This window comes from Pseudomonas sp. 10S4 (assembly GCF_034344865.1).
In the GTDB taxonomy this organism is placed as follows: domain Bacteria; phylum Pseudomonadota; class Gammaproteobacteria; order Pseudomonadales; family Pseudomonadaceae; genus Aquipseudomonas.
In genome coordinates this window covers 6,360,003-6,372,378 of sequence record NZ_CP133774.1, presented here as the reverse complement: position 1 = coordinate 6,372,378, position 12,376 = coordinate 6,360,003, and the positions used below count along the sequence as shown (strand labels likewise).

The window sequence follows — 12,376 nt, the reverse complement described above, 5'->3', positions numbered from 1 at the left end:
TCTGGAAACTGAATAATACTGAGTGTATCGTTCACGTTTGGAGAATGACTTGGATCTGGTCCAGCTCGAGATTTTCAAAGCGGTTGCCGAACACGGCAGCATCAGTGCGGCCGCTCAGCACATCCACCGGGTACCCTCGAACCTGACAACGCGTATCAAGCAACTGGAGCTGGATCTGGGGGTGGACCTGTTTATCCGCGAGAAAAGCCGCTTGCGCCTGTCGCCGGCCGGTTGGAGTTTTCTCGATTACGCCCGGCGTATTCTCGACCTGGTTCAGGAGGCCCGGGCCACCGTGGCGGGTGAAGAGCCGCAAGGGTCTTTCCCACTAGGTTCGCTGGAGAGCACGGCGGCGGTGCGGATTCCCGAGCTGTTGGCCGCCTACAACCAGAAGCACGCCAAGGTCGAGCTGGCCCTGTCCACCGGTCCTTCCGGCACCATGATCGACGGCGTGCTCTCTGGTCGATTGGCCGCCGCGTTCGTCGACGGTCCGGTGCTGCACCCGGCACTGGAAGGCGTGCCGGCGTTCGAGGAAGAAATGGTGGTCATCGCGCCGCTCAACCATGCCCCGATCCACCGTGCGCAGGACGTCAACGGCGAGAACATCTATGCCTTCCGCTCCAACTGCTCGTACCGGCACCACTTCGAGAGCTGGTTCAGCAAGGACGCCTCGGTGCCTGGCAAGATTTTCGAAATGGAGTCCTATCACGGCATGCTCGCCTGCGTCAGTGCCGGTGCCGGTCTGGCGCTGATGCCCCGCAGCATGCTCGAAAGCATGCCCGGCTGTACCACGGTGAGCATCTGGCCGCTGTCGGAATCCTTCCGTTATTTGCGCACCTGGCTGGTGTGGCGCCGGGGCACGGTGTCGCAAAGCCTGACCATGTTTGTGCGGTTGCTAGAAGAGCGGGGCGTAGTACGTGAAGAAATTTGAACGTTGCCAACAAGCGATACCAATTGGCCACTATCTCCGCTAGAGTGTGCGCCGCCCGAGAGCTGGATCCCGGGCGTTTTCTAATGGAGTTACACCGTGAATTACCTCAGCAAAGTGGTTGCCGTCGCCCTGTTCGGTCTGGTTCTGGCGGGTTGCACCGGCGCCCCGATGAAAACCCAGCACTACGACAGCAGCCAGTACACCGTTCTGGGCCACAGTGAAGCAAGCGCTACCGGCCTGCTGCTGTTTGGCGTCATCCCGATCAAGCAGAACAGCCGTTTTGTTCGCGCTCAAGACGCGGCGATCCAGGCCAAGGGCGGCGACGCGATGATCAACACCCAAGTGCAGGAAAACTGGTTCTGGGCCTGGGTCCTGACCGGTTACACCACCAAGGTTTCCGGTGATGTGGTCAAGTTGAAAAACGTTCAGTAAGCGCTATGCTTCGCCGGCTGGCGAGCAGCCCTGAAAAGCGCAAAAGCCCGGTTTAGCCGGGCTTTTCAGTTTCTGGCGTTTGTCAGCGCGCACCGTCATGGGGACGGATTGTGCGATTGCGCCGGCCGGAAAACGGCCACTTCACCGTACGCCGGGTCGGGACGCTGATGCAGGGGTTGTTCTGTTCCGAAGGTTATGCGGCGGTCCATGGTGTGCCGACGGAACCCGCCGGGTTGAAACAGCACAACCTGATCGGCTGGACCGAGGAGATGGCCTACATGCCGCTGGCGCAATGGCTGGATCAAGTGAGTGGCGAGCAGAAGCTCTGGATGCGGGTATCCAACCTCAATGCCCAGCTCAAGGCGGTTGAAGCCCACCTGGGTATCGCTGCGCTGCCAGCCTATGTCGGGCACCAATCCGGGTTGCGTCAGGTACTGGCGGATCGGCCTTCGCATCGCTCCGACATCTGGCTGTTGCGTAATCCGGCGACCCAGGGTGTCGGCCGTGTGGATCGCGTTGTCGACTATCTGACGGGCCTGTTCCACAGTAAAACGGCCGAGATGCAATAACGGCCGGTTGCCTCCTTACTGCGGGCCGGAGCGCAAAAATATCCAGACCGCTATGTGGGGAGCGTGGCCAGGCGACAGGACGATGGGTTACCTGTGGCGAGGGAACTTGCTCCTGTTCGGCTGCGCAGCCTTCGGCAGCTCCTACCCGGTTTGGTGGTGTTTAAGAGGCTTGTTTAATCTGTGGCTGGGTTACTTCCGGAAAGCTACGCAACCTTGCGCCTTTGCCTACACGTACGCCAGAATCGGCCGGCTTGTGCGCTTTTGGCCTGGGTTTTATCGTTTCCGGGTCGCTGACAAATCAGCGATCGGGTTTAGCAGCTCGGCAAATATCAAGGCACATCAGCACAGCCTCTCGATCAATTGGCGTCTACTTCGTCGGTCGATCTGCATTATGGCGGCTGGGCGTGGGGCACTTCGGTGCGCCGGGTTCCTTGATCCCTGGTCTGCTAACCCGCGTACAGTCGCCACCCTTTTTCGTTTAGCAGCGATGTTTGGCGGCTCCAGTGATCAAGGAGCTTCACCATGTTCAAAGCCACACCCAACCCGCCAGAAACCGAATCAGCTAACACCAGCGCCGCGCTCGAGGAAAAAAGCTCAAGGAAGCCGCTGACCGCGCACTCAGCTACTACCTCGGGCCGACCGTCGTCAAAAACACCCCGCGAAAACCCAGTACGATTTTCATGATTGCCCCCAATACCGACACTGAAACCCTGCTGGTCAACGCCTGCGAATCCCTGGCCTCGGCGAGTGTGATGGCCAGTGACTTTGCCGCGCTGCTGGACGGCCCGCAACGCAACACGATGCTGGCACTACAGCAGATCATCATGCTCAGTGAGCTGGCGGTGAATCGGGCGCTGGATAATCTGGACCCGCAGGGTTCTGCTGCATAACGGGAACGCAGCGTCCCGTGCTGCATGACCACGCAGAGCGTGGGAACGATCAGCAGGAAACGGCCTTCGGGCCGTTTTTTATGGTCCGCAGAAAATATTCGGTCGAGCGGGCATTTGTGGCGAGGGAGCTTGCTCCCGTTCGGCTGCGCAGCGGTCGTCAATTCGGGCAACGCGGTGTGTCTGGAGGATTGCAGGGGCGGCTTCGCCACCCAGCGTCGGATCGCCGCCCGGAGCAAGCTCGCTCGCCACAGGTTTTTGTGCAGGCCTGGGACATTCGGATAACGAAAATTCAATGTGGGAGTGAGCCTGCTCGCGAAGACGGAGTGTCAGCCAGCATAGATATTGACTGAACCACCGCATTCGCGAGCAAGCCCGCTCCCACAGGTCCGGTGCACATTCGAATAATCGTCGCTAGGGAGCGAGTCTTTCTTCAGCTATCAGACATGCGGCTGTTCGGCCGTGCACAGCTCCCCGGTGGCGCGGATCAGTGCCAGTTCATGCAGGCGATCCTTGGTCAGATTGGCGCGGGACTTGGCCAGCCAGTTCGCGCAGTGCGGGTCTTTGCTATAGGGCAGGAAGTCGGCGTATTGCTGCAACAGACGGTTCTGCAACTCATCGAGGCGCGGGCGGATTTGCTTGGCGAGGTCCGGGCGTGGCGTGTCGGGCGCCTTACCGGCGGCGCGCCATTTTGCAAGCAATCCGTATTGCACCAGTTTGTTGGCTTCCATTTGCGCGGCGAGCAATTGGCCGACGGCTTGCGGGTCGAGTTTGCGCTCCGCAGCCAAGGCCTTGGCATTGGCGATGACTTGCGCTTCCCGGACACTGTCCTGGATCGGTTTGCCACTGTCCCACTTGGTCAGCGCCACCAGGTCGCCAATGTTCAGGCGTTCATTCAGGGTCACCAGCAACGGTTTCAATGCTTCAGGTGCCTTGGCGGGCGTGGCGGCCTGAGTGCTGCCAACGAACAAGACAAGTACGGCACAACCTAGCAAACGTTGCGTCAGGCGTAACGGGGTGAACATAAGGCAAAACCTCTTCGCGACTTACTGGGACAAGGCAACGCTGGCAGGCCAGGTAATGGCTTGCGCGACGATCACGTGTTCCCCATTGAACGTGGCGGCGGGGGAGCCATGTAACACGTAGCCCATTTTCAGAGCTTCGCTGACGCGATGGCAGAAGGCAGCGTCATCGCGCCCCGTCAGTAGCCGGTAAATGGGCAAGCCGTCAGGCGGTAAGGTCATAAGCCGATATCCTCAGGGTTTAATGAATCGCAATGCTGGGGGCGCATCAATCTAGCATCTGCGGACACGAAAAATCCCGCACTTGGCAGCTGTCGGAATTTTAAAGTAGTATACGTTTCATATGCATTTCATATCGGGTGTTGTGGTGGGTATCGTAAAAATTTCAGAAGACATGCACGAGAACTTACGCGTTGCGAGCAATGCGCTGAGCCGCTCGATCAATGCCCAGGCCGAGCACTGGATGCGCATCGGGATGCTGGCCGAATTGCACCCTGATCTGGATCACAGCGATATCTGCCGCTTGCTGATTCGTGCGGAACAGGCGGGCGGCCTTGATTTGCAACAGGTGTGCGCACTCGCCGAAGGTTCGCAAGGCACCCAGGTTCACGCCGCAGCAGGAGCTGAGCAATGAGTCGGGCAATGAAGGCTAGCGTCGTGATCAACAACCGGGAACAAATCGCCCAGTCTGGCGTGGCGGGCAAGTTGGCAGCTGAAGTGCTGGCGATGATCACGCCCCACGTCAAGGCCGGGGTCACTACCGATGAACTCGACCGGCTCTGCAACGACTACATCGTCAACGTGCAGAAAGCCATTCCCGGCAATGTCGGCTACCACGGCTTCCCGAAAACCGTCTGTGCCTCGGTCAACGAGGTGGTTTGCCATGGCATTCCTTCGTCCAGGGTCCTGAACGATGGCGACATCATCAATATCGATATTGCCGTGGTCAAGGACGGTTGGTTCGGCGACACCAGCCGCATGTATTTCGTCGGCGAACCAAGCCCCGAGGCGCGTCGTTTGGTGCAGACGACCTATGAAGCGATGTGCGCCGGTATTCGACTGGTGCGCCCCGGCGCAACCCTGGGCGACATTGGCCACGCGATTCAGAGCGTTGCCGAACGCGACGGCTACAGCGTGGTGCGCGAGTATTGCGGGCATGGCATCGGCAAGATCTACCACGATGAACCGCAAGTCCTGCATTACGGCTATCCGGGGCAGGGCCTGACCCTGAAAGCCGGGATGATTTTCACCATCGAACCGATGCTCAACGCTGGTAAACGCCATGTGAAAACCCTGGCCGATGCCTGGACGGTAGTTACCAAGGATCTTTCACTTTCGGCGCAGTGGGAACACATGGTCGCGGTCACCGATGACGGGTTCGAGGTGTTGACGTCTTGGCCTGACCAGGTCGAAGAATACCCCGCGCCTTGATGCTTCAAGCCACGCAGCTTCTTCTTTGGCCCTTCATCTGTGGGAGTTGCTGCGAATGAATGCGGCATCGTCTGATGGCTTTTCAACCGCTGAATGTCATAGGGTTGACGGCTCAAAGGGCGATTTTCGGAAGGCAAGTCGATGGAACGGTGTGAAGTAGCGGTGCTCGGTCTGGGCGCGATGGGCGCGGCCACGGTGTATCAACTGGCGAAAGCCGGGGTCAAGGTGATAGGCGTCGACCGCTACCATCCGCCGCATACGCAGGGCTCAAGCCATGGGGATACGCGCATCACCCGGCTCTCGGTCGGTGAAGGTGCGCAATACCTGCCGATCGTTCGCAACTCCCACAGAATCTGGCGTGAACTCGAAGCGCTGTCCGGTGAGTCGCTGTTCGAGCAGTGCGGTGTGTTGGTCATGACCTCCAATCCCGACTATGACCCGCAGGATCAAAACGACTTCACGCACCGCACGGTTAATCTCGCGCAAGCCAACGGCATCGAGCATGAAGTGCTGTCGGCCACGCAGATTCGCCAGCGCTTCCCGCAGTTTTCACCGGTGCTGGACACTGCCATCGGCTACTTCGAACCAGCGGGCGGTTACGTCCGTCCAGAACGCTGCATCGCCGTTCAGCTGCAGCTCGCCGAACAACACGGCGCAACCTTGTACAAGGGCGAAACCATCACGCACATCACCTCGGACGAGCAAGGCGTCACGGTCACCACTGACCAGCGCACGATACTCGCCGACAAAGTGGTAATCAGCGCCGGCATGTGGTCACAGGATCTGCTGGGCGAGCCTTTCGACCGCTTGCTGCGGGTGTGTCGGCAGAAGCTGTTTTGGTTCGAACTGGAACCACAGGCGCAGTTTGCCGAGGTATCGCCGACCTTCATCCTTCACCACGGCCCGGGCGATGCCGACATGCATTACGGCTTTCCACCGTTGCCTGGCGAAGGCAGCCTGAAAGTCGCCAGCGAGCAATACAGCGTAGCCACGTCCCCAGACGCTTTGGACCGAACCATCAGCGCCGCCGAAGAGCGCGAGATGTTCGACACCCAGGTGCGCGGCAAGATTGCCGGCGTGACCTCGCGCGTAGCCACGTCTTCGGTATGCACCTACACCGTCACGCCGGACGGCGACTTCATCATCGACGAGCATCCACATCTGAAAAACACGCTGGTGGTGTCCGCTTGTTCCGGTCATGGCTTCAAGCATTCAGCCGCGTTGGGCGAAGCGCTGGCGCAATGGTGTGTTCGCGGTCGCAGTGAGCTGGATTTGTCGGCGTTTTCGTTGAAGCGGTTTGATGGGCAGAGCTGAAGTGCCTTCCAGCACAAAAGTATCAGGCAAAAAAATGCCGCCGGTTAAGGCAGCAATAAAAAACAGCACGCGTTGTGTATGGCCTGAGTATTGGCCTGGCAACGTTACAGAATGATGACGTTTAGTAGATCGGCGGCACGATGAGTTCCGGCGGCGTCGGGCTTCGGGAATAATCTTCCTGACGCACGCGCTGCGGCAGCTCGATCACCGCGTGTTCCACTTCTTCATAGGGCATTTGCCCGAGCAGGTGGTTGATGCAGTTGAGGCGCGCTTTCTTCTTGTCATCGGCTTGCACCACCCACCACGGCGCTTCGGCGATGTGGGTGCGTTCGAGCATGATTTCCTTGGCCTTGGTGTAGGCCTCCCAGCGCCGGCGGGACTCCAGGTCCATCGGGCTGAGTTTCCATTGCTTGAGCGGGTCATGAATGCGGCTGAGAAAGCGCAGATGCTGTTCCTGGTCGGAAATCGAGAACCAGTATTTGATCAACTGAATACCCGAGCGGGCGAGCATCCGTTCGAACTCCGGCACCGTACGGAAGAACTCTTCATATTGGTCGGCGTTGCAAAACCCCATGACTTGCTCGACCCCGGCGCGGTTGTACCAACTGCGGTCGAACAGGACGATTTCACCCGCCGCCGGCAGGTGCGAAACGTAACGCTGGAAGTACCATTGGGTTTGTTCGCGGTCATTGGGCGCCGGCAGGGCGGCGACGCGGCAGACCCGCGGGTTGAGCCGCTGGGTGATGCGTTTGATCACGCCACCCTTGCCGGCGGCATCGCGTCCTTCGAACAGAATCACCACTTTGGCGCCGGTCTTGACCACCCAGCTTTGCAGCTTCACCAGCTCGCCTTGCAGGCGGAACAGTTCGCTGAAATAGCGCCGTCTATCTTCCTTCTCACTGCCGTCGTTGACGTGACCGTCGAACAGCGCATCGAGGTCGTGTCCGTCCTCCAGCAGTTCCAGCTCCAGTTCTTCGTCGTTGTGATCGATCAGCTCGCGATGGATCCGGTGCATCAGGGTGTCGTTGTTGGCAAGCATGGCGGGAGGCTCCGGTGGAAGTGGCGCTGACGATGGTATTCCCGCAGGTATGACGAACTGGTGACGATCAAAGGTTTGTGCGCGGGAGGGCGGTGTCATCTTCGTGTCACCTAAGCCGTGGCAAGCTCTTCGCAAACCGTCTTGAAGGCGGGCTGATGAATCTGCCAGGAATCCCCACCATGAAAGGCGACGCCTCTCTGTTTGCAGCCATTGACCTTGGGTCCAATGCGTTTCGCATGATGATTGGCCAGTCGGTCATGCGGAACCAGCAACGGGTGATCCAGGAAGTCAAAACCCTGCGTGAGCCGGTGCGTTTGGCCGAGGGGTTTCAGGGTGGGGCGCTGGACGAATTGGCGCTGGATCGGGGCTGGCAGGCACTGGCGCGATTTGGCAAAAAGCTGCGTGGCTTCGAGTCGTGCCGAGTGCGGGCGGTGGCCACCAGTGCGGTGCGCGAAGCCGACAATGCGCAACTGTTCCTGGCCAGCGCCGAGCGCCACCTGGGGTTTCGGATTGACGTCATCTCCGGGCACGAAGAAGCCCATCTGGTTTACGCCGGTGTAGCGCACACGCTGCCGGGTTCGGAGAGTCAACGGTTGGTGGTGGATATTGGCGGCGGCTCGACTGAATTGATTCTGGGCCGTGGTACTCAGCCGCTGATCACCGAGAGCATTGCCATCGGCAGCGGCACCTTCGGTTCGCGTTACTTCCATGGCGGTTGCATCACCGCTCAGGCGCTGCTTGAGGCCGAGCGCGTGGCCTCGCTGCAGTTTGAAAAAGTCGCCCGACGTTATCGAGCGCTGGGTTGGCAGCAGACCATCGGCTCGTCTGGCACCGCGCGGATGCTGGCCAAAGTGCTCAAGGCCAACGGCTTGAACGACGATGGCCAAAGCGGCATCACCTACGGCGGACTGTTGCGGCTATCGTTGCGACTGCTCGAAGTGGGGCACGTCAAACAGCTCAAACTGGCCGGGCTGCAAACTCATCGGTTGAGCATTTTGCCCGGCGGCCTGGTGGTCATGCTGGCGGCGTTCAAGGTGTTTGGCATCTCACACATGACGCCGTCCGAGCCGGGGTTACGGTTTGGTGTGCTGCATGGGTTGATGAATCAGCACTGATCGCCGGCCGCGCTCAAATCCTCAACGGCTGCATAGTCAGTCCGCGTGCTGCCCTGACGGTCGCGGAAGGTGAAATGACTGAGCAGCAGGCAAAGACCCAGGCCCAGCATATCCGCGACAAAATTCTGGTAGGCCGAGGTGAACGGGGTGCCGTTTTGCCGAGGGTCTACGTACATCTCGTTGAACGCCGAGATGAACAGCACAATGATCAAGCTCCCCCAAGGACTCCATGGGATGCCGGTTTTCAGTGCGTGAAAATTCTCTTTGATTGAGCGTTTGAACAGTCTGGACGGGATGGTCACGTAGCCCAACAGCAACGCCGCGCAGAAGCCGTACAGGAAGTGGCAGAAGTTGTAGCTCCAGACGATGATGTTGAACACGCTGAGCTGCACCAGCCAGAACGTGATGAAAATTGCCAGGCACAGCAGAAACGGGGTGTGGGTCGAGCGTTGGGTGAACAGCATTGAAGCTCCTTGGAGGGGATTGATCCTTGTCGGTAATGCTACCGGACTCTTGCCTCGTTTAGCGCGGCTAAATAGAGCTGGCGGTAGGCGCCAACCAGTTGATCAAGGGTGAACGCCAGATTCCGCCCACTCGGGTTGGGCAGGATCCACACCGAGGCATTACCGAAGGTTTTTGGCTGTAAGCCCCAGGCAATGTCTCGTTGGCCGGATAGCGCGCAGTAGGCTGCTTTGCCGAGAAAGGCCACGCAGCGTGGGGCATAACGGGTGATCTTCTGTTCAAAATCCGCGGCGGCGGCGGTGAATTCAGCCAAGGACAGCTGATCTGCGCGCGCCGTGGGGCGGTCCACCACGGCGGTTAATCCGCATTGGTACTGCAAGATTGTCCGATCGTTTTCCGGGAGCAGCTGCGACGGTGTAAAACCGGCGAGATGCAGCGTGCGCCAGAAGCGATTGCCGCGGCCTGCAAAGTGATGCCCTTGGGCGGCGGCAAGCATTCCCGGATTAATCCCGCAGAAAATCACGGCCAGATGCTCGGTCAGAATGTCTTCCAGTCTTTCTTCTGCCATATCAATCCTCTCAACCTCAGATTGCTGCTTCCAGATTACGTAATAACCACTCGCTGAAACTTCGTGCGTTGTTTTCACTGTCACGGTGAGTCAGCACGGCCCAGTTCGGGCCGCGGATGGATTGCTCCACCAAGGGTTGCAACACCCCGTTGGCCCGTGACTGACGACTCAGCAGTTCGCTGACCAGGGCGATACCGAGCCCGGCGCACGCGGCGTCCAGCAGCAGGCCGGGATCGGAGAAGTTCAGCCCCTGATCGTGCTGGCCAACATCGATGCCAGCCTCCACCGCCCAATGACTCCAGTCCATTTCCCGCTCGCCGTGCAGGGTTGCGCGCTGTTCCCGTGGCAGCGCCAACACGCTCGGGTGACACACCGGGTAGAGGCGGTCGGCGTGCAGCACCTTGAAGCTGCACTCCGCTTGGGAGCTGATGTCATCGCGCACCGCGAGGTCGATGGTCTGGGTGGTCATGTCCGGGACTTCATCGGTGCTGTAAATCCACAGATCAACCTCCGGGTGCTGACGGCGAAAATCCCCCAGGCGCGGTAGCAGCCAATGACGGGCGAACGCTGGTGTGGTGTTGAGCACCAGTTGATTGGGTTTCTGGTACTGCCCGAGACGGCGAATACCTACGGCCAGTTGCTGCAACAACGCCTGGGTGGTGCTGAGCAAATCATGACCGGCATCGGTCAGGCTGACGCTGCGTCCGCTGCGGAAAAACAACGGTTGCTCAAGGTACGCCTCAAGGCTGCGGATCTGCTGGCTGATCGCCGATTGGGTCAGGTTCAGCTCGGTGGCCGCCTTGTGAAAACTACCCAGTCGGGCGGCGGCTTCAAAGCCGCGAAGGGTGCTGAGCGGGGGCCAGTGCTTGAGCATACTGATAAGTTCCTCTAATCACTTTTCTGCTAAATCCATCGTTTGTTCGCCTGTTTTACCCACCGTAGCATGCATGGCAAGCCGATCAAGGTCGTTTTCATTGAACACAATGGCTTAACTCAAAGGGCTTTTTATCATGGGGAGTGTCATGCAGCAGAATCAAATTCAAAACAGTGGTTGGGTGATGCCGGCCGAGTGGGTCAAGCACGCCGCGACCTGGATGGTGTGGCCTCATAACAAAACCCTTTGGGAATCGAGTTGGGGCGTTACCTTGCCGCTGGTGCAAGAGGATTTCGCCCGGGTGGCCAACGCCATTGCGCGTTTCGAACCGGTGAAAATGGTCGTCGGCCCGTCGGCGGTTGCCAGTGCCAAAACACTGTGCGGCGCCAACATTGAGTTCATCGTTTTGGCGGTGAACGACAGTTGGTGCCGCGATTCCGGCCCAAGCTTCGTCTGCCATCCGCAGCAAGGTCTGGCCGGGGTGAGCTGGCGCTTCAATGCGTGGGGCGGCAAGTCGGCGCACGACCTCGACGAAGGTTTGGCCCGCCGTGCACTCAATCACTTGGGCGTGTCGTGCTTTGGCACACCGTTGAGTAACGAAGGCGGGGCCATTCATGTCGATGGCGAGGGCACGCTGATCACCACTGAATCGGTCTTGCTCAACGCCAATCGCAACCCGGACACCAGCAAAGCGGAAATGGAAGAGATCTTCACCCGTCTGTTGGGCGTGAAGAAAACCATCTGGCTGCCGGGCGATCCGGATTACGTGACCGGTGATATGACCGACGGCCACGTCGATGGCGTCTGTGCCTTCGCCCGCCCTGGCGTGTTGCTGGTGGACGCCACCCACGACAAGCATTCGGTGTATGCCGAAGTCGCCCGTGAGAACCGTCGTGCACTGGAGCTGGCCACCGATGCCCTAGGCCGAAAATTCGAGCTGATCGAGCTGTATGAAGCCACCGACGCCGTGGACACCGAGGCTGAAGTGTTCTGCGCTTCGTACACCAATTTCTACATCGCCAACGACGCGATCATCATGCCGGCCTATGGCATTGATGCCGACAACGCGGCGGCCGAAGTGCTGGCTCAGGCCTTCCCGGGCCGCGAGGTGGTGCCGGTACGGATCAATCACCTGGCCCATGGCGGCGGCGGGGTGCACTGCATCACCCAACAGCAGCCGGCCTGGCCGGTGGAGGGTTAAGCCATGACCTTGTTGACGATTGCCACCACCCAGATGCCCTGCACCTGGGATTTACAACACAACCTTGATCAGGCCGAGCAGTTGGTGCGTGAGGCGGCGGCGAAAGGCGCCAAGGTCACCCGTGCGCATCTGGAAATCCTCAAAAACGCCACGGATGCCGATGGCCGCAAGCTACAGGTGCACACCGTGTCGCCACCGCTCAACCCGCGACCGAGCAAATTCAGCAAGAACAACCCGGACTTTGCGGCGGGCTACATCAACTACTTCGTGATCAATGGTGCGGTCATAGCGCCCGAGTTTGGTGATCGTGCGGCGGATGCGAGGGTATTTAGCCTGTTGTCCGAGCTCTACCCGGACCGCGAGGTGGTGCAGCTCAATATTGATGCGATTTCCGCTGGCGGGGGCGGTATTCACTGCGTGACCAGTCATCAGCCGATGGCTTGATCAGGGGCGTGCAGCGCTCGATCAAAGTTAACTGGCTGTTTTAAAACAAAATTGTTTTGTAAAGGGGCTTTCCAGATGGCGTAAAAGTTG

14 protein-coding genes and 2 pseudogenes are annotated in these 12,376 nt (G+C 59.3%); 10 read left to right on the top strand and 6 right to left on the bottom strand.

Annotated elements, in window-relative coordinates:
- Positions 1-49 precede the first annotated feature (49 nt).
- The 4 genes and pseudogenes from ptrR (at position 50) to RHM58_RS29725 (ending at position 2,819) form a co-directional block, all read left to right on the top strand.
- Positions 50-928, top strand: coding sequence for a putrescine utilization regulator PtrR (gene ptrR, locus RHM58_RS29740; protein ID WP_322268957.1), 879 nt, complete (start codon positions 50-52; stop codon positions 926-928).
- Positions 929-1,024: 96 nt separating this feature from the next.
- Positions 1,025-1,360, top strand: coding sequence for a hypothetical protein (locus RHM58_RS29735; RefSeq protein WP_201204521.1), 336 nt, complete (start codon positions 1,025-1,027; stop codon positions 1,358-1,360).
- 107 nt (positions 1,361-1,467) lie between these two features.
- Positions 1,468-1,929: pseudogene (locus RHM58_RS29730) on the top strand (LysR substrate-binding domain-containing protein); the annotation flags it as partial.
- Between the two features lie 680 nt (positions 1,930-2,609).
- Entirely contained in the window at positions 2,610-2,819 is a 210-nt protein-coding gene (locus RHM58_RS29725) for a DUF6124 family protein (RefSeq protein WP_322268956.1), read from the top strand.
- 437 nt (positions 2,820-3,256) lie between these two features.
- On the opposite strand, the gene RHM58_RS29720 is transcribed toward RHM58_RS29725, so the two are convergent.
- Both RHM58_RS29720 and RHM58_RS29715 read right to left on the bottom strand, forming a co-directional pair.
- Positions 3,257-3,841, bottom strand: a complete 585-nt coding sequence (locus RHM58_RS29720) for a chorismate mutase (RefSeq protein WP_201254996.1) — start codon at positions 3,839-3,841, stop codon at positions 3,257-3,259.
- A 21-nt stretch (positions 3,842-3,862) separates the two neighbouring features.
- On the bottom strand, positions 3,863-4,060 hold the full coding sequence (locus RHM58_RS29715) for a DUF1737 domain-containing protein (protein WP_201254995.1): 198 nt from the start codon (positions 4,058-4,060) through the stop codon (positions 3,863-3,865).
- Positions 4,061-4,205: 145 nt separating this feature from the next.
- Here RHM58_RS29715 and RHM58_RS29710 point away from each other — a divergent pair, with 145 nt between their 5' ends.
- The 3 genes from RHM58_RS29710 (at position 4,206) to solA (ending at position 6,583) form a co-directional block, all read left to right on the top strand.
- Positions 4,206-4,472: a ParD-like family protein gene (locus tag RHM58_RS29710; RefSeq protein ID WP_201254994.1), complete on the top strand. Its 267-nt coding sequence runs from the start codon at positions 4,206-4,208 to the stop codon at positions 4,470-4,472.
- A gap of 8 nt (positions 4,473-4,480) precedes the next feature.
- Positions 4,481-5,269, top strand: a complete 789-nt coding sequence (gene map / locus RHM58_RS29705) for a type I methionyl aminopeptidase (protein WP_322268955.1) — start codon at positions 4,481-4,483, stop codon at positions 5,267-5,269.
- A 141-nt stretch (positions 5,270-5,410) separates the two neighbouring features.
- Entirely contained in the window at positions 5,411-6,583 is a 1,173-nt protein-coding gene (gene solA / locus RHM58_RS29700; RefSeq protein WP_322268954.1) for an N-methyl-L-tryptophan oxidase, read from the top strand.
- A gap of 121 nt (positions 6,584-6,704) precedes the next feature.
- Here the strand turns inward: solA and ppk2 are convergent, their stop codons facing one another.
- The gene (ppk2, locus tag RHM58_RS29695; protein WP_416195346.1) at positions 6,705-7,598 is read right to left on the bottom strand and encodes a polyphosphate kinase 2; all 894 of its coding nucleotides are present in this window, start codon (positions 7,596-7,598) and stop codon (positions 6,705-6,707) included.
- Positions 7,599-7,801: 203 nt separating this feature from the next.
- Between ppk2 and RHM58_RS29690 the strand changes: the two genes are divergently transcribed.
- Positions 7,802-8,737 (top strand): Ppx/GppA family phosphatase, encoded by a 936-nt coding sequence (locus tag RHM58_RS29690; RefSeq protein WP_201255018.1) that lies wholly within the window; start codon positions 7,802-7,804, stop codon positions 8,735-8,737.
- Here the strand turns inward: RHM58_RS29690 and RHM58_RS29685 are convergent.
- The 3 genes from RHM58_RS29685 to RHM58_RS29675 are packed head-to-tail and all read right to left on the bottom strand — an operon-like array spanning position 8,728 to position 10,641.
- The gene (locus RHM58_RS29685; RefSeq protein WP_322268953.1) at positions 8,728-9,201 is read right to left on the bottom strand and encodes a hypothetical protein; all 474 of its coding nucleotides are present in this window, start codon (positions 9,199-9,201) and stop codon (positions 8,728-8,730) included. The genes RHM58_RS29690 and RHM58_RS29685 overlap by 10 nt on opposite strands.
- 38 nt (positions 9,202-9,239) lie before the next feature.
- Entirely contained in the window at positions 9,240-9,767 is a 528-nt protein-coding gene (mug, locus tag RHM58_RS29680) for a G/U mismatch-specific DNA glycosylase (protein ID WP_322268952.1), read from the bottom strand.
- A 16-nt stretch (positions 9,768-9,783) separates the two neighbouring features.
- The gene (locus RHM58_RS29675; RefSeq protein WP_322268951.1) at positions 9,784-10,641 is read right to left on the bottom strand and encodes a LysR substrate-binding domain-containing protein; all 858 of its coding nucleotides are present in this window, start codon (positions 10,639-10,641) and stop codon (positions 9,784-9,786) included.
- A gap of 148 nt (positions 10,642-10,789) precedes the next feature.
- Here RHM58_RS29675 and RHM58_RS29670 point away from each other — a divergent pair, with 148 nt between their 5' ends.
- Positions 10,790-11,842 carry an agmatine deiminase family protein gene (locus RHM58_RS29670; protein WP_322268950.1) on the top strand — a complete coding sequence of 351 codons (1,053 nt, stop codon included), beginning with the start codon at positions 10,790-10,792 and terminating at the stop codon, positions 11,840-11,842.
- A gap of 111 nt (positions 11,843-11,953) precedes the next feature.
- A pseudogene (locus RHM58_RS29665) lies at positions 11,954-12,286 on the top strand (agmatine deiminase family protein); the annotation flags it as partial.
- Positions 12,287-12,376: the final 90 nt, after the last annotated feature.